Here is a 21,702-nt window from a genome sequence, read left to right on the forward strand (position 1 = left end):
TCGGGTCCCTTTTTTAATATCGGTAGCACTTATGCTAAAACAAATCATTCTCCTGGTCAGCCTAACGTGCAGCACGCTCTTTTCCGCTAACGTGCTTGCAGAAAGTATCAGCCCCCTACCTCTTAAACAACGTGCAGAAGTTGTTGATGAGCTTCTTCAACAGCGAGTACAGCAACTACTCCCTGAGTTAATGCAACAAAATGACATTGATATGTGGGTATTAATAAGTCGCGAGTACAACGAAGATCCAATTCTTAAAACCCTTCTGCCCAGCGACTGGTTATCTGCAAGACGGAGAACCATCTTAGTTATACATAACCCCGACAATGGTGAGAATCTGGAAACCTTAGCAATAGCTCGTTATAACGTTGGCGAGGTGTTTAAAAGTGCCTGGAACCCAGAGCAACAACCTAATCAATGGCAACGTCTGACGGAAGTTATTACCGAGCGTAATCCTGGTTCTATTGCGATTGATCAGTCGAAAGACTTCGCTCAGGCGGACGGGATTACAGCAACAGATAAAGCACTTTTTATGGCAGCTTTGCCCGATAACCTAAAAGATAAAATTGTCAGTGCCGAACCGCTTGCCGTGTCCTGGCTTGAAAAGAGAATTGATGCAGAAGTTCCCTATTATCGCAATGCAGTTAAGTTAGCTCATCAAATTATAGCGGAGGGATTCTCCAGCAAGGTTGTTTCAGTTGGCAAAACTACTACCGAAGATCTCCAGTGGTGGTTCCGCGAACGGGCGGCGGAAGAAAACCTGCCGGTGTGGTTTCACCCTTCTGTGAGTCTACAGCGTATTGATGACCCTCAACCCGGACATCCTCGTTCAACTGGGCTCACCATACAACCCGGCGACTTATTGCATGTGGACTTTGGCATTACCTACCTGCGTTTAAATACCGATACTCAGCAACATGCCTACGTTTTAAAGGAAGGTGAATCCGACGCGCCTGATCATCTAAAACAAGCACTAACCAATGCCAACCAGCTACAGGATATTTTAATAAAGCAATTTAAAGAAACACGTTCAGGCAATGATATTTTGTTAGCAGCTTTAGAAGAGGCTAGAGACAAAGACCTGGAGCCCATGATTTATACTCATCCTATTGGCTATTACGGACATGGCTCAGGGCCAACCATTGGTATGTGGGATAAGCAGCACGCTATACCAGGCGGTGGCGAATACCCTCTGTTTTCCAATACGGCTTATTCTATCGAGCTTAATAACAAAACGACTTTTGAAGAAAAAGCCATCACCATCATGCTGGAAGAAGACGCATTTTTTGATGGTGAAGGTGTTAGCTACTTAAACGGCAGGCAGCAATCTTTTCATCTTATCGACTAGGCTTTTCTGAAACATAAATTGTAATGTGTCCGGCGGCTACAACGGTGCCGTCGCTGCGTTTTGCTTCTACGGATATTGGCTGATCACCTGGTTGCCAGGTGGACTCTGAAGCACTGGCTTCTATCGTCACATCGCTGTCCGTTTTCGCCAGATACTGCACATTCATACCTTTCGGAAGCCAACGCAGGTGCTTAGGAATTGACGCTTCGGCTAATGCGCCCATCGCCATTTCCATGCCGTTGCATACAGCAATGGCGTGCACAGTGCCAATATGGTTCTGAACTGCCTTTCGTTTTTTAAACGTCAGCTGACAGAAGTTCGGCTTTAGTTCAGTAATGAGCGGCTTAATCGTTTTAAAGTAAGGCGCTTTTCGGGCAAACATTGTCGAAAAAATCTTACGTCCAAAAGGCAGTTTCAGGCAGCGTTCGTATAAGTTAATAAGATAGTTGCTACTGGCCAAAATCTTGACTCCAAATAGGTTGGGTACAATTTGTCGATATAAAAAAAGCAGGCCGAGGCCTGCTTCTTACATTTATAGCTTTATTTACACTATGTAAATTATAAGCTGGCAAGCGTTTCATTCAACATAGAACAAGGACGCATTGCTGCTGATACCTTATCTGTGTTTGGCTGGTAGTAACCGCCAATGTCCACTTTAACGCCCTGGACTTTGTTCAGCTCGTCGATAATCGCCTGCTCGTTACCAGACAGTTTTTCAGACAGCTTGCTGAAACGCTCTTTCAGTTCAGCATCGTCGTTCTGGTTAGCCAGCGCTTCTGCCCAGTACATTGCTAGGTAGAAATGTGAGCCACGGTTATCAATTTCACCTACTTTACGTGACGGTGATTTGTTCTCTTCCAGGAACTTAGCCGTTGCAACATCCAGGCTGTCTGCCAGCACTTGAGCACGTTTGTTATCAAAAGTGCGACTTAAATGCTCAAGAGAGGCTGCCAACGCAAGAAACTCACCTAAAGAATCCCAACGTAAGTGGTTTTCTTCAACAAACTGCTGAACGTGCTTAGGCGCTGAACCGCCAGCACCTGTTTCAAATAGACCGCCACCGTTCATTAGAGGCACAATAGACAGCATTTTCGCTGACGTGCCCAGCTCCAGAATTGGGAACAAGTCAGTCAGGTAGTCACGCAATACGTTACCAGTAACAGAAATGGTGTCCTTGCCTTCTTTCACACGTTGTAATGTATGACGCGTCGCTTCAACCGGCGCCATGATCTGAATGTCCAGACCATCGGTGTCGTGCTCTTTTAAATACTCTTCAACTTTCTTAATCAACTGAGCATCGTGGGCACGGTTACTGTCGAGCCAGAATACCGCTGGCATATCGCTTAAACGTGAACGGTTAACCGCCAGCTTAACCCAGTCACGGATAGGTGCGTCTTTTACCTGACACATGCGCCAGATGTCACCTTCCTCTACGTTGTGTTCAAAAACAACATCACCAGCTTTGTTTAATACTTTCACAACGCCATTTGACGGAATCTCAAAGGTCTTATCGTGCGAACCGTATTCTTCTGCTTTCTGCGCCATTAGACCCACGTTAGGTACTGTCCCCATAGTGGATGGATCAAAGGCACCGTTTTCTCTGCAGAAATTAATGGTTTCCTGATAAACACCCGCGTAGCTGCGATCAGGGATCATTGCCTTCGCGTCTTTCTGGCTATCATTTGTATCCCACATTTTACCAGAATCGCGGATCATCGCCGGCATAGATGCGTCGATAATGATATCACTTGGAACGTGCAGGTTAGTGATACCTTTATGAGAGTTAACCATAGCCAGTTCCGGCTGTTTTGCATAAACCGCGTTCATGTCTGCTTCAATAGCATCGCGTTGCTCTGCAGTCAGTTTGTCCAGCTTACTGTATAAGTCGCCGATACCGTTGCTTGCATCAAACTCAATCTCTTCCATGACATCGGCGTGCTTTTCTAAAACATCTTTATAGAAAACACGTACCGCATGACCAAACATAATTGGATCAGAAACTTTCATCATGGTGGCTTTTAAGTGCAGTGACAACAACACGCCTTGCTCTTTAGCCGCTGCCGTTTCTTTCTCAAAGAATGCCTGCAGTTGCTTTTTGCTCATCGTCGCTGCATCAACCACTTCGCCAGCCAGTACCGGTACGGATTCTTTCAGTACTTTTTGCTCGCCATTGTTTTCAAAAACAATTTTGAAAGTATCTTCGCTAGCAGAAGTCACTGACTTTTCACTGCTGTAGAAGTCGCCTTCATTCATGTGCGCAACGTGTGACTTAGAGTCTTTAGACCATTCGCCCATACGGTGCGGGTGCTTCTTAGCATAATTTTTTACCGCGCTTGGGGCGCGACGATCAGAGTTACCCTCACGTAATACCGGATTAACCGCACTGCCTTTCACTTTGTCATAACGTGAACGAACATCTTTTTCTTCATCGCTTTGCGGGTCAAACGGAAAGTCAGGCAGTTTATAACCCTGTTCTTGCAATTCTTTGATGCAAGCTGTCATCTGCGGAATAGACGCGCTGATGTTTGGCAGCTTAATAATGTTAGCTTCTGCTGTTTTCGCCATTTCGCCCAGTTCAGCTAAAGCATCTGACTGACGTTGTTCTTCGGTCAGGTACTCCGGAAACTGCGAAATAATACGACCAGCTAAAGAAATATCGCGAGTTTCAACTGAAACACCGGCTGCCTTAGTAAATGCTGCAATAAAAGGCAAAAACGAATAGGTTGCCAAACGCGGCGCCTCGTCCGTTTCAGTATAAATAATCTTTGCTTTATCAGTCGACATAGTCATTCCTATTTATTGGACCAAAGTAAAAATCTATTCACTTACTTATGTAATTTTGTGGCGCAGATTATAGAGGATTTGCCCCGGAATTACCATTCGCCCGTATTTTCCATAGAAGCCCAGGGCTCCTGTGGCGGCAAGTTATCACCCTTTTGCAGCAGCTCGATAGAGATATTGTCCGGTGAACGAACAAAGGCCATGTGCCCGTCCTTCGGAGGACGGTTGATAATGACACCGTTGTCCATGAGCTTTTGGCACAACTCATAGATATTTTCGACTCGAAACGCTAAATGACCAAAATTACGGCCGCCACTATAAGTTTCTGGATCCCAGTTATAGGTCAACTCCATCATCGGCGCTTGTTCATTTTTAGCTCGCTCAACATCATCCGGGGCGGCTAAAAACACCAGAGTAAACCGGCCTTTTTCAACCTCTTTGCGCTTAACTTCCTGCAGTCCCAGTAAGTCACAGTAGAAATTTAAAGACTGCTCTAAATTGTGAACTCGCACCATGGTATGTAAATATTGCACTCACTACTCTCCTTGCTGTTCAATAAAGTCGACAAAGGGTTTAACCCCATCCTGCTACCCAGAATACGGGTTGAGAACCTGCAATGGTTCATTACTATTTTGATTATGAAATACCGACAAAACAATTCGACTTTCTGCCTAGGCTCTGCTGCTTATGTTTTGCATTCGTTACAAATGATCTTAACAGGTTTCTTCAAAGTGGCTTATCTGTGTTCAGGTTGATAGTACAAAATCAATGAGGAGAAGAGCTCAGGTAAACTGATTGGTCAGTTTTTTTCGCTCACGCCAGTCAGGGAGGAATTCATCCATTAGAGCGTAGAAACGCGCGTTGTGATAACGCTCAAACAGGTGCGTTAGTTCATGAACCACCACGTACTCAAGGCATTCAACCGGCTTTTTAACCAGCTCCAGGTTCAGCCATATCTTTTTGCTGCGTATATTGCAGCTACCCCAACGAGTTTTCATTACCCTGATGCCGAAACTGCTACTGTACGCTTTCATTCGCGGTTGCCAAATATCCAGTAAAGCTTTGACTTCCCGGGTAATTTGCTCTCGATACCAGCGGTCCAAAATCTGTTTACGCTGAACCGCATTGTAATGTGGCAGCGAAACCAGCTGTAGCTGATCATCCATGAACCTAACCGAAGTTCCACGTGTTTTAACCACAACATCCAGTATATGGTTCTTGCCCCAGAGCCGATGCTCTTCACCTGAAGTAAACTGAAGCTCGGGCTGAACTGGCTGCATGGCAATTCTTTTTCTTTGTTTTATCAACCAGTCATGACGCTCGAACAACCAGCTTTCAATTTCATTTAGAGAACACTGCTTAGGCGCTGAGACTTCAACATCGCCTGAAGGTGCGCGCACTCTTAAGTACATATTCTTGATCCGCTTACTCTTAACCGTAACGGGAATCTCGTTAATAAGAAGCTTTGCGCTGTATAGGCTTTTACTTTCTTTCGGCATCTTGCTGAGCCACTATCAGTTGTTTTAATTCCCTAATTTCCTGCTGCAGATCGGTTATTGACGGTTCCTGCTCAACACTGCCCTGCTCCGCCTGTTCCTGACCAAGCTCAACCTTACGCCCTTCTTTATCCATAACATTAATCACAATACCGATAACCATATTTAAAAACGCAAAAGCGGTCAGGAAAATAAAGGTCATGTAGTAAATCCAGCTCCAACCATAAACCTCCATGGTTTCGTACTGAATATCGGTCCAATCCTCAAAGGTCATCACCCGGAACAGCGTCAACATTGAAGTTGCAATGTTGTCCCATAAAAACGGATTGATGTCAGCAAACAAATAACTGCCTACTGCGGCATAAATATAGAAGATAATAAACATCAGCAGGACAACATAGCCCATCTGCGGAAGCGCTTTAAACAAAGAGTTTATTAAGGTTCTTAGCTCCGGAATGATGGATATCATTCGAAGTACCCGGAAGATCCTTACTAAGCGCGCCAGCAAAGCCAGTTCCGAGTCATTAATGGGTATTAGACTGACCAGCACGACCAGGGTATCAAACACATTCCAGGCGTCTTTGAAAAAGTGCTTTTTATGGTCTTCAGCAATAAAGCGAATGGTTATTTCAATTAAGAAAAACAGCGTAATAAAAAGGTCCAGACCGAAGGTCAGACTGTTAGCAAAGGCTGGTAACTCGTATGTTTTTGCGCCAATTTCTAATGCCGAAATAATGATGACGGCAACCACCAGCGCTTCAAATATTTTGTTACTTTTAAGATGAAATAACTGCTTTTTTATTTTTTCGTACATAAAGTAACAACTCAGAAGAATAGTAAGTACAAGACAACCGCTAAGACTAAACGGTAGATAACATAAGGCCACATACCGTACGCATTAAGCCACTTAAGAAAGAAATGAATAGCCGTAATAGCCGTTAGAAACGATACGATGCCACCAACCAGAAAGCCTAACCAATCAACGGCAATAGACTCTGAGGCTATGGTTAATAACTTTACCAAAGCAGCCGCCGCAGTAATGGGAATGGCCATAAAAAATGAAAACTTCGAGGCCGATTCCCGACTTAACCCCAAAAACAACCCAGCGGTTATGGTTGCGCCAGAACGTGAAGTGCCAGGAATAAGTGCTACCGCTTGAGCAAGCCCAACAATAATCGCATCTTTAAAGCCGATATCCTGCAAGGTTCGGCTTCCCCGGGCAAAGCGATCGGCAACGGCTAATAGTACAGCGAAGACAACCGTGGTGGTAATGATAACTCCCACAGCTCTCAGTGTCGTGTCGATATAATCAAGTAGCAGAATTCCGGCAATACAGGCCGGTATGGTTCCGACAACAACCGCCCAGCCTAAGCGGCTCTGACCGACATGCTGGCGAGCAGCAATAGATCGCAGTCCGTCAATAAAAAGTTCACTGACGTCTTTGCGAAAATACAGAATAACAGCAAGCAAGGTACCGACGTGAACCGCAAGATCAAAGCCTACGCCCTGATCGTCCCAGCCGGTAAGTATCGGCATTAAAATTAAGTGAGCAGAGCTGGATATTGGAAGAAATTCGGTTATTCCCTGGATAATGCCCAGGATGATCGACTGTAAGAAATCCATTAAAAATGCTCGCCTTCAATCTGCTCAAATAGAAAGCGAGCATTATAGTCAGTTTCGTTGTCAGAACGAAAGTAAGATTAAGCGATTAGGCTCCGCACTTACCTTCGCCACATTTGCCTTCTTCAGATTTTTCATCTTTTTTCTCGGCTCGTTCTTTCTTCTTGTCCTCGCCGCACTTACCTTCACCACACTTGCCTTCTTTCGCCTTTTCTTTTTTCTCTTTCATTTCTTCTTTAGACTTTTCTTTGTCTTCGCCACACTTGCCTTCACCGCACTTCATTTCCTGTGGCTGAGAAACTTCATAACCAGACGATAGTTCAGTTGCTTCGAACGGGTTAGCCTGTGCGGCTCCCATGCTCATTGCTGAGGCTACAGATAAGGCTGAAGTTATTGCCAGAGTTTTCGATGTTAATTGTTTCATAATAATCACCTGAATTTGGTTGCCAGAGTCTCTTTAACTGTAGTTTATTTTTACAATAAATAGACAGTTATTTACACATTATTAACTTAGTATCCGATCATGCAAGGTTCGAATCACATTCTCACCTTCACTGTCTTCTACGAGAAAGCAAAGATTATGCTCACTCGCTCCCTGGCAAATCAAGCGCACAGCGTAGTCGTTCACGGTATTAAACGTGAGTTGGCTGATATGAGCATCACGACCAATACCATTTCCAATAATTGCCACCAGCGACAACCCCGTTTCAATTTCTACGCGGCAAAACTGCTCCAGTTCCTCTAAAGCAGCGGCCGGTAATAAGGCTTGTCCATTTGCGATGCTTCCGCCTTCATCCAAAGTCAGCGCAATGCTCACTTCTGATGTTGTGACCAAATCCACACTGACATTATAGCGCGCCAGTATTTCAAACAGTCGTGCCAAAAAGCCGCTGGCATGCAGCATACTAAGACTATGAACGGTAACTAAAGTCTGATTCCGACGCAGCGCTACAGCTCTTACGTCAGGCCGGGTTGTGGGGTTAGCTGAAATATAAGTGCCACCTGCGGCTGCATTCTGGCTGCTGCCAATGAAGACCCGAATCGCATTTTTTATTGCCGGTGCCAGACTGGAGGGGTGTAGAATCTTTGCTCCAAAAGTCGCTAATTCGGCCGCCTCTGAAAAACTCATTTCGGCGATAGCGCGGGCGCTGGAGCAAATTCTTGGGTCCGTTGTATAAATGCCCGCAACGTCCGTCCAAATCTCTAAGTCGGTTGCATTAAAGCCGGCTGCTAACAAGGCTGCGCTATAGTCACTTCCCCCGCGACCTAAAGTCGTTGTCTGTGTCTTATCATCGGAGCCAATAAAACCCTGAGTGACCCACACACAACCGCAGTCGAGCTTTTGCTTCTGCTCAAGACAGTGTGATTTAGTAGAAACGTCATCCGGTTGTGCCTGCCCAAAGGCGCTATTGGTTTTCAGCAACTGACGCGCATCCAGCGTATCAGACAAAGTGCCTTGGTCATTTAGAACACAGGAGAACAAGAGGCTCGAGCAACGTTCACCAAAGCTCAGTAGTTCATCCCGCCAGGCACCCCAATTTTCGGTAGGTTTCTGGCAGTGGTATTCCAGTTCATCATGCAATTGAGACAACGAAGCTTCCAGGGTGCTGGAACGGTTTAGCTTCTGCTGAATAGATGAATGAATAGTATAAATTTCATTTCGCAGAGACTCTGTTTGTTTGCCTCGTTTATCAGCTATTTCCGCCAACCGATTCGTCACACCAGCACAGGCACTGACAACCACCAGCCGAATAGAGGAATTGTTCTGAACGATTTCGGCACAGCGCCGCATTGAGGGATAATCCGCAACGCTCGTACCTCCGAACTTAGCTACAGTAAAAGACACCGTTTTCTCCTGAACATAACAACATAAGTGTTCGGAGAACTCAGGTTTTGCAGAATACGTGGCGAGGTAAACTTAATAGCCAATAGGAAAATGCAAACACCAGAAGCTCTCCACCGTGAAGGTGACAGTTGTGGGTGTTCAAACCCTGCAACCGGTAGCATTGTCGCCAAGTGACAATACTACCTCGGCGTAATACCCCTCTCTTTCGACTCAATTCCGGCTTTGGCAACCTAAGTTCGAAAGTTCCTGGTATACGCACCTCTTCTCTGTGCAAATTAGACCACGCCCGACAAAGCGTGGTCAATTTATTTACTCATTAAGACTGCTTTAACGAGTCCATATCAATGACGAAACGATACTTAACGTCACCTTTTTTCATCCGCACAAAGGCGTCATTGATATTCTGTATATCCAACATTTCAACATCGCAGTGAATATCGTGTTCGGCACAAAAATCGAGCATTTCCTGTGTTTCAGGAAGACCACCAATTAAGGAGCCAGCTAATACCCGGCGTTTCATCACCAGCGCACCTGCTTGCAATGCAGGATCAACCGGTTCTAATAGCCCCACTAAAATATGCGTACCATCAACTTTCAAACAGTTAATGTACGGATTGAGATCATGCTGTACCGGCACGGTATCCAATAAAAAGTCGAAAGTCTCTGCTACCGCTTCCATTTGTTTTTCATCGGTCGAGATAACGACATGATCTGCGCCTTGCTTCTTAGCCTCAGACACTTTGCCCTCTGAGCGTGTGAAAATAGTCACTTCAGCACCCATAGCTTTGGCAAATTTAACGCCCATATGCCCCAGACCACCCATACCAATGACACCCACTTTGTGCCCTTTTTTCACACCAAAGTGGCGCAATGGTGAATAGGTTGTGATACCGGCACACAATAACGGTGCTGCTTTTGCCGGATCGAGCTTATCTGATACCCGCACCACAAAACGGTCACTGACCACGATTTTCTCGGAGTAACCACCATAGGTGATGCTCTTATCGTGTAAATCTTCCCCGTTGTAGGTTGGTACCATTCCATTAAGGCAATACTGTTCCAGCCCTTTTTCGCAGGAAGAGCACTCTCGACACGAATCAACCATACAGCCGACACCTACCGTGTCTCCGACACTAAAGCCCTTAACGTTATCTCCTACAGCCGTTACTTTACCGATTATCTCATGGCCTGGCACAACGGGGTAAATGGTACCGCCCCAGTCATTTTCCGCATAGTGAATGTCCGTATGACAAACACCACAATAAGTAATGTCGATAGCAACGTCATCGCTACGTAACTCACGACGCTCTATAGCGTGAGGCGCCAACTTAGAATTTTCTGATTGTGCAGCATAGGCTTTAGTCATTTATCGCTCCTTTGAATTATTGTCTCTCACTATTGTACTCATTAACTGGTTTTTTAGATTGTCGACTTTAGAGTTATTGCAACCCATCCTCCGACAACATACCATCAAGTTATACTGTTTAATGATAGATGACTTATGAAGTACTCCCTCTCTCTACTGTTGACGACACTTTTCTGCCTGAATTCATCGGTGGCGGCGGCTTTTGTTTACCAAAGCCACGCTACAGATCAGCAGAGCCCACTCAGTGACTACTTAGTCAGACACTGGGAAACGCGCGATGGTTTACCTCACAACTCTGTCAATGAAATTATTCAGGATGACAAAGGCTATCTTTGGTTAGCAACCTGGCAAGGTCCCGCCCGCTTTAATGGCCGTCGTTTTGATATCTACGATAATCTACGTGAAACCGGTTTACCTGATATTGGTATGTATACAGCCGCCTACAGCCATTGCGATGGCAGTGTTTACGTGGGTGGCAGTCGAGGGGGAATTGCACGCTTTTACGATGGCCGCTGGAAAACATTGCAGTCAGCTCCGCCATTCGTAAATCACTTATACACCGACGATAACTGTAATCTTTGGGTTTCGACTTCAGAGCTTGGTCTGTTAGTTTATAAAAACAACCAGCGCACCGCTCAGTTCACTACCGAACACGGTTTAAATTCAATGTTCGTTTACGAGTCCATTGTCGATAGCCAGGGCAACTTGTGGGCAGCAACCAATAAGGGGCTTCAAGTTAAAAAAGCTGGCGAGGCAAGCTTTCAAGCCGTTGCAACAGTTCCCAATCAACTGATTACGGCGCTGCTTGAACTTGATGACGGCAGTCTATTAATTGGTACAGAGCAAGGCCTCTATCAACAAACAAGTGACCCAGTTCAATTTGAACGTATGCTGCCGGAGGTGACGAGCAGAATCAGCACCCTATTTCAGTCACCTGACAACGGCCTTTGGCTGGGAACCTACCGTGATGGTCTCATTCGAATTAGCGAACATGGCATTGAAAAATTTGGTACAGAACAAGGACTCCCTAACAACCATGTGCTCGATATAATTCAGGACAAAGAAGGCAGTTTTTGGGTATCAACCCATGGTGGCCTGGTGCAGTTCAGAGACACATTGTTCTCTACGTATACGAAGGACGACGGACTTACCGGCAACTACATAAGAGCTTTAGCCGAAAATAAAGAAGGTGACATCATTGTTGGCTCTAGTAATGGAGCCGCTATCATCAAAAAATCAGGAATATCAGCACTCGCTCCCGGCAGCGTATTAACGGAGCAATCCATACTATCATTGGCTTACGATCATAAGCAGCAGCTTTATATCGGTACTTACACCGATGGCCTTTATATTTGGGATGGCGCGCAGATTGTTAGTCACTTTGACAGTGAAAATTTATTAAAAACCGACGAAGTTCGTCAGATAGAGCTGGATCCTAAACTCGGCGTCTTTCTGGCAACGCCGTTGGGTATCACCCATTTGTACAAAAATTCCGAGGGGACGTGGGCTTCCCAGCAAATCTCTCAAGAACACGGCTTAACCAATAACTATACAACCTCATTGTACCTGGATCAGCGAGGAACGCTTTGGGCTGGTTCGGCGCGTGGCGTGGTTAGCATTGACGTCATCTCCCAGAAAGAAAAATTCGATTATCGAATTACTCCCGTGGATTTAACTGAACTTAATGATGCCGAGCTGGCGTTTCATATCACCGGAAGGTCTGGTTACATTTGGATGGCCACAGACCGTGGACTTATTGTTCACCATCTCAATAACGACAGCTGGCAGATTTTCAATCGAGACCAGGGCTTGCCTTTCGATAACTTTATGTCTGTTGCTTTTGACGGTGACGGCAACCTTTGGCTGGGCTCAAACCGTGGACCGGTCATGGTAGAACATGATTCCTTCACCCAAGTTTTAAAAGGACAAGCCAGTAAACTTGATTTTCAACGTTTTAGCGAGGTCGACGGCCTTGCAAGTGCCCAAATCAATACCGGCGGTCCATCAATGCTTCAAGCCCAAAACGGTAATATCTGGCTGGCAACCAGCAATGGTGTTTCACAAGTTGATCCCAAAACTATTACCGAAATCGGCAATATTCCTCCTGATGTCAACATAGAGTCGGTAAAAGCAGACGGCGAAACAGTCATTTTTGGGGAAGAGTTAAGCGCAAAGACTGATCGTATTGTGTTTGAGTTCGTTGCCCCCGGCTATCTAATGGCAGAGCAAATTGATTACCAGGTACGCCTGGTCGGCTTTGACAAAGACTGGGTTAATAAAAACTCACTCAACTCAGTTGAATACACAACCTTACCTGCCGACGATTATGTACTTCAGGTTCGGGCAAGATACCCCGGAGGTCAATGGAGTCAGCCGGACTATTTCGCTTTCAGACAATCGGCACATTTTTGGATGCGGCCCTGGTTTTGGATTTTTTCCTCACTGGTTGTCGCTCTTTTAGCTCTGATTGCCGTTAGAGTCCGTCTTAATCAACACAACCGGACGCGTTTAAGACTTGAGCAAATGGTTAAAGAGAAAACCGCAGATTTGGAAACCATGGCGCGTCAGGACCCGTTAACCAACCTGGGTAACCGCCGTGCCTTTGACGAACGCCTGCAACACGAGTTAAACCGCTGTCGGCGTGACGGAACCTATTTAAGCCTTGCGATTCTGGATGTCGATTACTTTAAAGAAGTCAACGACACCTATTTACACACCGTAGGCGATAAAGTATTAATTCGTTTAGCTGAGGTACTTCGCGACGAAATCAGAGACATTGATTATGTTGCCCGCTGGGGTGGCGAAGAGTTTGCCGTGTTAATCACTCATTCTGAACTGGAAGTTGCGAAAGAAGCCAGTGAACGACTACGTGAACGTATAGCTGCTACCCCTTTTAAAGATCTTGTTGAAGACATGAAAATTACCGTTAGTATTGGTGTTGCAAGTAGTTATCACTATGCTGATCATGCTGGGTTACTGGTTGCCGCCGATCAAGCCCTGTATCAAGCAAAAAGCGCTGGTCGCAACCGAATAGAGTCAAAGCCATGAGTGAACACGATTGTATTAAAGTTACCGCCTTTCTCGATAACGACAGTGAAACTTTCAGTTATGTCGTTTATGACTCTGACAGTAAGCAAGCGGTTGTTATTGATCCAGTGCTCGACTTTGATTATCCCTCGGGTAAAACATATACCCAGGGCGCACAGCGAATTATTGATTTTATAAAAAGCCAAAACCTAAGTGTTGCATGGATATTAGAAACACATGCTCACGCTGATCATTTAAGCGCAGCACCCTTCTTAAAAAAGCACCTGAATGCGCCTATTGCTATTGGTCAACACATAACTGAAGTACAGAAGCTTTTTAAACAGGTCTACCACCTCGAAAAAGAATTTCTTCCTAATGGCGAACATTTCGACAAGCTTTTGGAGGACGGAGAGACTTTTCAGGTAGGCGCAATGGCATTCCGTGTAATACATACACCTGGCCACACGCCGGCAGATGTTGCCTACGTTGTTAATGAAAATAAAGTGTTTGTCGGCGATACCCTGTTCAACCCAGATGTCGGTACCGCAAGGTGCGACTTTCCTGGCGGAAGCGCCAGTACGTTATACCAATCGATTCAAAGATTATTTACGCTGGGGAAAGAAACGGAAGTTTATATTTGCCATGACTATCCACCCGAAGGCCGCCAGCACCAGTGCAAAACAACCATTGAAGCACAAAAGCAAAGCAATATTCATGTAGGCGGGCAAGCCAGCGAGGAACAGTTTGTAAAATGGCGGGAAGAGCGTGATGCGACCCTAAGTATGCCGCGCCTGATAATTCCCGCTATTCAGGTCAATATTCGAGCCGGACGACTTCCTCCTGCTGAAGACGATGGTACGGTGTACCTAAAAGTCCCGTTAAATAAGTTATAACTCATAGCAGGTACTCACAATGATGAAAAAAACCGCTCTCGCTATTTCAATGACACTACTATTAGTCGGTTGTGGTCAGCCACAACAAGCTCAGACGAGTACTGAATCGAAAAAAAGCTCAATAAAACAATCATCTCAAACCAAACAATTACAGCAAATTTATAAAGATTATTTTGACGAACAACTGCAGCTCAACCCTTTACTGGCCACTTATATCGGTGATAACCGTTACAACGATCAGCTACCAAATTTCTATTCTGAAGAGTATCTGGACAAATCACTGGCATTAGAAAAACGTTACTTAGAAGAAGTCGATAAGATTCATGCCGAACAACTTCCCCGTTCGGAGCGTATTAGTTATGAAATTTTTAAACGCAACCGTGAATTGGCCATTGAAGGAGCTCAATACCCAGAGCACTTATTACCCATTAATCAGTTTTACAATATTGCCGGTCGCCTCGCTATGCTCGCATCGGGTACCTCAGCCCAACCGTTCAACACGACAGAAGATTACCGGGCCTGGGCCAGTCGCATGGAGAAAATTCCAAGACTGTTTGACCAGGCTATCGAGAATATGGAAAAAGGGATTGAACAAGGCATCGTTCAACCTCGTGTTTTAATTGAAAAAGCCATCCCTCAAATTAATGCCCAAATTACCGAGGATGTAACTGATAGCATATTCTGGCGCCCTGTTGCAGATCTTCCAGAAGAAATTGCAGATACCGACGCGGAAGCGATTCGTAAGCAGTATCGTGACATTATTGCCAATACGGTCCTCCCCGCTTACCAGAAACTCAGCGACTACCTGAATAAGGATTACTTACCGGAGGCTCGCACCGACAGTTTCGGTTTAGGTCAGCTTCCGGGTGGTATGGAATGGTACAAGTATCGGATTCAAGCCAACACCTCAACCACTCTGAGTGCAGACCGTATTCACCAGATAGGGTTAGATGAAGTTGCCCGCATACATGATGAGATGCGCGATATTATGGAAGAAACTAACTTCGAAGGTGACATACAGACCTTTTTCAATTTCATGACTAACGACCAGCAATTTATATACGACAGCAGAGACGAAATGGTCGAAGATTACCGTTCCTTGCGCGGTGCCGTCGACAAAATGGTTGGCGAGCTGTTTGATATTTTCCCTCAAGCTGAATACGAAGTGCGCAAAGTAGAAGAGTTTCGAGAGCAGTCGGCAAGCTCCGGCTCTTATCAGGCTGCGCCTACTGATAACTCGCGCCCTGCCATTTTCTATCTGAATACCTACGATTTGTCATCTCGTCCAAGCTGGGCTAAAACGGCTCTGTTTCTGCATGAGGCAGCTCCGGGCCACCACTTCCAAATTTCTATACAACAGGAATTGGAAGACTTACCCAAGTTCCGGAAGTTTGGACGAGAAACAGCTTATACAGAAGGCTGGGGGCTTTATTCAGAGGCACTGGGTTACGACATGGGACTCTATGACGACCCTTACCAGCGTTTCGGACAATTAGCAGCAGAATTATGGCGTTCTATCCGTTTAGTCGTGGATACTGGCATTCACGCGAAGGGCTGGAGTCGCCAGCAAGTATTAGATTACATGTATGAAAGTGCCCCCGTTGCTGAAGCTCGTGCTGTATCCGAAGCTGAGCGCTTTATGGCGCTTCCCGGGCAGGCCCTGGCTTACAAAATTGGCCAACTAAAAATTAGTGAGTTGCGTCGTGACGCAGAACGAAAACTGGGGGATAAATTTGATATCAAAGCGTTTCACCGGGTCGTTTTAGAAGACGGCGCTGTTCCGCTTACTGTGCTTGAACGAAAAGTTAAGCGTTGGGTCGCACAACAACTTTAAACTACAGTAAATGATCAACCGGCAACCTGGCAGTTAACCACACCGCCAGGCGTCGCCAAATACCGGCACCGGGTTCTTTGTAAAGCTTCAGTGCCGGTATTTTACTTTTGTCCAACCAGTACAACTTATAAAAACGGTTCACCCGCGCTTCGTAAGTGCGCAGCGGCAGTTCGTGCTCAAACATCGCATTAATTCGCTCTGCCATCTCTGCGGACTCAATCAATAAACCCGATTCGGTATTGATTTGCGCTGATCTTGGATCAAAGTTAAAAGAGCCTACAAACACCTTTTCGCCGTCAACCGTCACTGTTTTTGCATGCAGGCTCGATGCAGAGCGTCTGAAATAAGGCCGAACAGCTTTGCGCAGTTGCTTTTCCTCTGTCCGGCGCAACTCAAACAGCTGAATTCCGCATAACAGTAAGCGCCTGCGATGACGCTGATAACCGGCGTGCACCGCCGGAACGTCTGTTACTGCCAGCGAATTCGTTAGCACCTTAACTTTCACCCCCCGCCTGGATAAATTTTCCAACTCTTTAACACCCACGGATGTCGGAACAAAGTAAGGAGACACCAATACGATAGAATGTTGTGCCGAACCTAAAGTTTTAGCTAACTGATAGGTTACGAGTCGACTGGGTTTACTATTGAGCTGCGCTTTTAAAGGGTCGTCACTGACTACAGTAGCTGACGCCTTGTACCAAATATCAGAGTTATCCTTAGGAACCTTGTTAAGATGCCCATCGGAAAGTACAAACTGATTTAAATCCTTAAGTTCTGGCTGCTTTTGATACTTAAGCCAGATATCCTCGAATAGCCGATGCCGGTCAGGTGACTTTATTAAATCAACCGACACCGATAATGAACAGTTCCAGTAATGCCGCCAGTCCTCAAGTAAAACCTTAACCACTTCACCTTTTGCAATCACATCAAGATCGGCAAAAAGCTGACCAGCGTGCGTTCCGAAGTATTCATTTCCTACATTACGTCCACCAACAATCCCCACTTTTCCATCGACCAGTAGAGACTTATTGTGCATCCGTCGGTTCATTCGCTTAAAGTCTGTCAACCAGTTAAGCCAGCGCCAGCGTCTGTGCTTGAAAGGATTAAAAAGCTTAATCGTAAAATTACGGCGTAACGACAAGTCTCGTAGTAACGGTTCTAACGGCTTACTGTGAAAATCGTCCAGCAACAAATCAACCCGGACACCGCGTTCGACGGCATTGAGTAACTCCTTCAGCAGCGTCAGTCCGCTGCTATCCGGACGCCACAAATAATACTGCAAAGCGATGTGGTGGCGCGCCTGGCGTATTAACCTAACGCGCTCAATCAGCGCCCGGTGAGCATCTTCCAGAAGTAAGAATTCATTGTCGGACGAAGCCGTTAATAAAGGGGTCATCTTATTGCGCTCATTGCCCTTTCAAGTCCACTCAGGGTCAAGGGGTACATTCTGCCGCCGACTAAATCGTGAATCATCCGCACTGACATATAATAGCGCCAATGATCTTCTGGTTGCGGGTTAAGCCAGGCTACCTTTTCAAAGTGACGGGTCAGACGATTCATCCAGGCTTCGCCAGGCTCCTCGTTCCAGTGCTCGACACTGCCTCCGGGGTAAGCAATTTCATACGGCCCCATGGTCGCATCACCCACAAATAGCAACTTATAATCCTCACCGTACGTCTGAGTTAACTGCTCGGTTGGAATCTGCCCTTCACGACGCCTTGAGTTCTCGCGCCATACCCCTTCGTACACGCAGTTATGGAAATAAAACAATTCCAGATGCTTAAACTCATTTTTTAATGCCGTGAACAACTGCTCGCACTGATACACATAGTCATCCATCGAGCCGCCAACATCCAACAACAGAATAATTTTAACCGCATTGTGACGTTCGGACTGCCACTTCAGATCAAGTAAACCGCCTTTTTTTGACGTGGCTTCAATAGTGCCGTTTAAATCCAGTTCGGTCGCCGCACCGGTACGCGCAAACTGACGCAGCTTTCTGAGCGCAACCTGAAATCCGCGTTGCTCCAGTCTGGCTTCGTCGTCCAAATCCTGAAACTCGCGTTTGTCCCACACCTTGGCGGCACTGCGATTACGATTGCCGTCCTGCCCTATCCGGATACCACCGGGATGATAACCATATGCCCCAAAAGGTGACGTTCCACCAGTACCAATCCATTTAGAACCACCCTGGTGGCGCTTCTGCTGCTCTTGCAAACGTTCATGAAAGGTTTTCATCAACTCATCCAGACTACCGAGCTGCTTTACCTTTTTTTTCTCTTCATCACTTAAATTACGTTTAAGCGCGTTATCCAGCCAGTCTTTAGGAATTTTATCGGTCACATCGACCTTCGCAACCTTATCCACGTACTCACTAAAAGCGCGATCAAACTTGTCGTACTGTGACTCATCCTTTACCAGGATAAGCCGCGACAAATAGTAAAACTGTTCGACATCAGCAAAAGCTAAGTTGGTCTTCATGGCACTTAATAAATCCAGCCATTCGGTAATACTGGTTTTAAGTCCGTGCCGCCGCAGCGTTTGAAAAAAATCAATAAACATAGTGCCGGTTAGCGCCGTTGAATGCGAGCGTGCTCAGCTAAGCGCTCGACATCCTGCTCGTGCTTAAGTAAAGCGCCTGATAAAGGTAATAGGCCCCCTTGTTCACGGCTTTTTTTCAACTCATTCGCGTCAATATCTTCCACTAACAACAACCGCAACCAGTCCAGTAACTCAGACGTCGACGGCTTCTTCTTTAATCCGGGGACATCTCTTAATTCAAAAAACAAGGCTAATGCGGTGTCCAGTAAATTACGCTGTAGATTGGGAAAGTGCACATTAACAATGGCTTTGAGTGTGTCACTGTCAGGGAACTGAATGTAGTGAAAAAAGCAACGACGCAAAAACGCATCGGGTAGCGCCTTTTCATTATTGGAAGTGATCAGAACGATAGGACGTTGTTGCGCCTTAATCTGCTCACCTGTCTCATAAACATGAAACGCCATTTGATCCAGCTCATGCAACAAATCATTGGGGAACTCAATATCGGCCTTATCAATTTCATCAATCAACAGAACCGGCCTCTTCTCCGCTGTAAAGGCTTGCCACAATTTACCAGGGCGAATGTAGTTACTGATATCATGAACTTTTTCGCTACCTAATTGACTGTCGCGTAAGCGTGAAACAGCATCATATTCGTACAGGCCCTGTTGTGCTTTTGTCGTTGATTTTATCGACCACTGCAGCAACTCGGTATCTAACGCATTTGCCAGCTCTTCTGCCAGTCGAGTTTTACCGGTGCCCGGCTCACCTTTGAGTAATAGCGGCTTTTCTAGTGTTACTGCGGCATTAACGGCTGTCGCTAACTCTTGCGACACGACATACTGAGAGCTACTGCTGAAATCCATTGGTCTATCCCTTAACTAAGCTAAAAACTGGGCCCATGGTACAACAGACGTCAGGGCTGTGCTAATCAGAGGGACTTTCCGGAGCGGAACATTTCAAAGCGCTCAAGAACTTTAGCGATATCAGCCTTCACAAAGGGTTTTGTGACATAGTCATTCATACCGGAACGTAAAGCCTGTTTCCGTGTTTTTGGGTAAGCATCCGCGGTAAGCGCAATAACATAAGGTTGATGGATGTTCATATCACGTAGAGCACGGGTAGCTTCCATTCCATCCATATGGGGCATGTGCAGATCCATAAAAAGTACATCATAATCTCTTGCCTGCATCATCTTTAAGGCGTTTCTGGCATCACTGACCAATTCCACGTCCTGGTTCAGCGAGAGCAGCATTTCTTTAATGATCAGCTGGTTAATTTTATTATCATCAACCACAAGAACGTACCTTTTGGCTAGGTTGGGTAACTCAGACGGCTGCCCCTCATGAGCACCTCCCAACTGTACTGTCATTGGCAGACACAGTGTGAAACAAGAACCGTGCTCAGGCTTACTATCGACCTGGATGGTGCCACTTAATAACTGGACTAAATTACGGACAATCGCAAGACCCAATCCACTCCCCCCTTCCGGCCGATTAAAACCGTCCTGCTCTTGTTCAAACAGTTGCCAGATACGCTGAGTGTCATGAATACCCACTCCAGTATCCTGTACCTTAATAACCAACTCACCTTCACTTTGCTTAGCAATATTGTCGTACCAGCTTGCACTCACCGCTATTGAGCCTTGCTGAGTAAACTTCAGTGCATTACTGACTAAATTACTGACAACCTGAGCAACCCTGGCCTGATCCATTAAAATCTGCTCAGGAATGTCGTCGCTAATATCGACAAGGAAATCTAGTCCTTTATCTTTTACCGGTTGTTCAAACAATCGAATGATATGGTTTAACACCTTTACTGGCGAATGCATTCCCAGCGTAACTTTAAGTTGCCCCTCTTCCGCCCGGGTTAAATCAAGCACATCATTAAGTGTGGTTAAGAGGTAATCGCCGCTGTTTTTTATCGTGCCTAAAAGTTGTTGTTGATGCGGGTTAAGATCGGTTGATTCGAGCACCGAAGCTATACCAAGAATACCGTGTAAGGGGGTTCTAATTTCATGCGACATATTGGCCAGAAACACATTTTTTGCATGTGCCGCTCTGCGCGCATCCAGTTCAGCCTTTTTCTGCTCGGTAACGTCCGTCACTGTTCCGGTGTAACGAATCGCCTTACCCTCACTGTCACGCTCTATTATTTTTCCGCGATCTAAGACATAAACCCAGTGCCCATCCCGGTGCCTTATGCGGTGCAGGCTTTCATAAAATGGTGTAATTCCGTCCAGATGATTTTTTATGGCTTGCCAGACGCTGTCATAATCCTCCGGGTGCAGACGACTGGACCAGCTTTCAACGTTAGTTTCCAGTTCAGACACTTCCCAGCCAAACATATTGGCCCAACGCTGGTTAAAAATGGTGACTCCGGTTTGAGGGTTCCACTCCCAGGTACCTAAGCGAGTGGCATCTAAAATTAACTGTAACCGGTTACGCTCCATCTCAAGTGCTATTTGCAGCTGCTTACGTTCGGTAATATCGATGAGATAGCCATAAAGATGATTTTTTCCATCGTCATGCCGAGTCACAACGGTGGTGTCTGATACCCAGATATCCTGCCCATTAAGGTTTTTTACGCGATAATCCTGATGAGTTAATGAAGAACCCGACTCGCTGCTTAAAAGGGTTTCGACTTCCTCAATTACCCGCGGTAAGTCATCCTGATGAATGAGATCCCGGTACTCAATTTCGCGATTTTCCAGTCGCGTCTTTTGATATCCCAGAAGTTCTTCTACATTGTCTGAAACAAAAAGTACCGGCCAACCTGGCGAGTCCTCCCAAATAAACAGACTCAGGCGACTGCCAACATTCAGCAGGGCCGCCAGGTTTTCATTAGAAACGGGTGTTATCATCGACTTCAACTCGCTTTAAACGCCATCTTCCAACCAGTTTGCCGCAGTAGCAACTTGGTGTACACTGGCAAAAATAATAACATAAAA

The 21,702-nt window shown here is 45.9% G+C and carries 17 protein-coding genes and 1 riboswitch; of the genes, 4 read left to right on the top strand and 13 right to left on the bottom strand.

Going from position 1 to position 21,702, the window contains the following annotated elements; genetic code table 11:
- Window positions 1–31 precede the first annotated feature (31 nt).
- A complete protein-coding gene (locus tag CWI78_RS01370) occupies window positions 32–1,348 on the top strand; it encodes a M24 family metallopeptidase (protein WP_126779519.1) in 1,317 nt (438 codons plus the stop codon).
- Here CWI78_RS01370 and CWI78_RS01375 read toward each other — a convergent pair.
- From CWI78_RS01375 to CWI78_RS01415, 9 genes are all read right to left on the bottom strand, one after another.
- A complete protein-coding gene (locus tag CWI78_RS01375; protein ID WP_126779521.1) occupies window positions 1,338–1,808 on the bottom strand; it encodes a hotdog fold domain-containing protein in 471 nt (156 codons plus the stop codon). The two genes, CWI78_RS01370 and CWI78_RS01375, sit on opposite strands and share 11 nt — an antisense overlap.
- A gap of 98 nt (window positions 1,809–1,906) precedes the next feature.
- A complete protein-coding gene (locus CWI78_RS01380) occupies window positions 1,907–4,132 on the bottom strand; it encodes an NADP-dependent isocitrate dehydrogenase (protein WP_126779523.1) in 2,226 nt (741 codons plus the stop codon).
- 89 nt (window positions 4,133–4,221) lie between these two features.
- On the bottom strand, window positions 4,222–4,662 hold the full coding sequence (locus CWI78_RS01385; RefSeq protein ID WP_126779525.1) for a VOC family protein: 441 nt from the start codon (window positions 4,660–4,662) through the stop codon (window positions 4,222–4,224).
- A gap of 249 nt (window positions 4,663–4,911) precedes the next feature.
- Window positions 4,912–5,541, bottom strand: a complete 630-nt coding sequence (locus CWI78_RS01390) for a YgjP family zinc-dependent metalloprotease (protein WP_244213047.1) — start codon at window positions 5,539–5,541, stop codon at window positions 4,912–4,914.
- A 70-nt stretch (window positions 5,542–5,611) separates the two neighbouring features.
- The gene (locus CWI78_RS01395; RefSeq protein WP_126779529.1) at window positions 5,612–6,439 is read right to left on the bottom strand and encodes an ion transporter; all 828 of its coding nucleotides are present in this window, start codon (window positions 6,437–6,439) and stop codon (window positions 5,612–5,614) included.
- Window positions 6,440–6,450: 11 nt separating this feature from the next.
- Window positions 6,451–7,248 (bottom strand): undecaprenyl-diphosphate phosphatase, encoded by a 798-nt coding sequence (locus tag CWI78_RS01400; protein ID WP_126779531.1) that lies wholly within the window; start codon window positions 7,246–7,248, stop codon window positions 6,451–6,453.
- Between the two features lie 85 nt (window positions 7,249–7,333).
- The gene (locus CWI78_RS01405) at window positions 7,334–7,669 is read right to left on the bottom strand and encodes an HvfA family oxazolone/thioamide-modified RiPP metallophore (protein WP_126779533.1); all 336 of its coding nucleotides are present in this window, start codon (window positions 7,667–7,669) and stop codon (window positions 7,334–7,336) included.
- A gap of 81 nt (window positions 7,670–7,750) precedes the next feature.
- Window positions 7,751–9,091: a lysine-sensitive aspartokinase 3 gene (gene lysC, locus CWI78_RS01410; RefSeq protein WP_126779535.1), complete on the bottom strand. Its 1,341-nt coding sequence runs from the start codon at window positions 9,089–9,091 to the stop codon at window positions 7,751–7,753.
- A gap of 95 nt (window positions 9,092–9,186) precedes the next feature.
- A riboswitch (Lysine riboswitch) is annotated at window positions 9,187–9,363 on the bottom strand.
- Between the two features lie 44 nt (window positions 9,364–9,407).
- Window positions 9,408–10,457, bottom strand: a complete 1,050-nt coding sequence (locus tag CWI78_RS01415; protein WP_126779537.1) for an NAD(P)-dependent alcohol dehydrogenase — start codon at window positions 10,455–10,457, stop codon at window positions 9,408–9,410.
- 135 nt (window positions 10,458–10,592) lie between these two features.
- Here CWI78_RS01415 and CWI78_RS01420 point away from each other — a divergent pair, with 135 nt between their 5' ends.
- The 3 genes from CWI78_RS01420 to CWI78_RS01430 are packed head-to-tail and all read left to right on the top strand — an operon-like array spanning window position 10,593 to window position 16,211.
- Window positions 10,593–13,505, top strand: a complete 2,913-nt coding sequence (locus tag CWI78_RS01420) for a ligand-binding sensor domain-containing protein (protein ID WP_126779539.1) — start codon at window positions 10,593–10,595, stop codon at window positions 13,503–13,505.
- Window positions 13,502–14,377 carry an MBL fold metallo-hydrolase gene (locus CWI78_RS01425; protein ID WP_126779541.1) on the top strand — a complete coding sequence of 292 codons (876 nt, stop codon included), beginning with the start codon at window positions 13,502–13,504 and terminating at the stop codon, window positions 14,375–14,377. The genes CWI78_RS01420 and CWI78_RS01425 overlap by 4 nt, the downstream gene beginning before the upstream one ends.
- A 19-nt stretch (window positions 14,378–14,396) precedes the next feature.
- Complete coding sequence (locus tag CWI78_RS01430) at window positions 14,397–16,211, top strand: DUF885 domain-containing protein (RefSeq protein ID WP_126779543.1); 1,815 nt, start codon at window positions 14,397–14,399, stop codon at window positions 16,209–16,211.
- A 1-nt stretch (window position 16,212) separates the two neighbouring features.
- Here CWI78_RS01430 and CWI78_RS01435 read toward each other — a convergent pair whose 3' ends face one another.
- The 4 genes from CWI78_RS01435 to CWI78_RS01450 form a co-directional block, all read right to left on the bottom strand.
- Window positions 16,213–17,607, bottom strand: coding sequence for a phospholipase D family protein (locus CWI78_RS01435; protein WP_126779545.1), 1,395 nt, complete (start codon window positions 17,605–17,607; stop codon window positions 16,213–16,215).
- Complete coding sequence (locus tag CWI78_RS01440) at window positions 17,604–18,773, bottom strand: vWA domain-containing protein (RefSeq protein ID WP_126779547.1); 1,170 nt, start codon at window positions 18,771–18,773, stop codon at window positions 17,604–17,606. Before CWI78_RS01440 ends, CWI78_RS01435 begins: the two co-directional genes overlap by 4 nt.
- A gap of 8 nt (window positions 18,774–18,781) precedes the next feature.
- Entirely contained in the window at window positions 18,782–19,618 is an 837-nt protein-coding gene (locus tag CWI78_RS01445) for an AAA family ATPase (protein WP_126779549.1), read from the bottom strand.
- 65 nt (window positions 19,619–19,683) lie between these two features.
- Window positions 19,684–21,615 (bottom strand): hybrid sensor histidine kinase/response regulator, encoded by a 1,932-nt coding sequence (locus CWI78_RS01450; RefSeq protein ID WP_126779551.1) that lies wholly within the window; start codon window positions 21,613–21,615, stop codon window positions 19,684–19,686.
- Between the last annotated feature and the right edge of the window lie 87 nt (window positions 21,616–21,702).

The organism is Idiomarina ramblicola (assembly GCF_003987255.1).
Taxonomy (GTDB): Bacteria; Pseudomonadota; Gammaproteobacteria; order Enterobacterales; family Alteromonadaceae; genus Idiomarina; species Idiomarina ramblicola.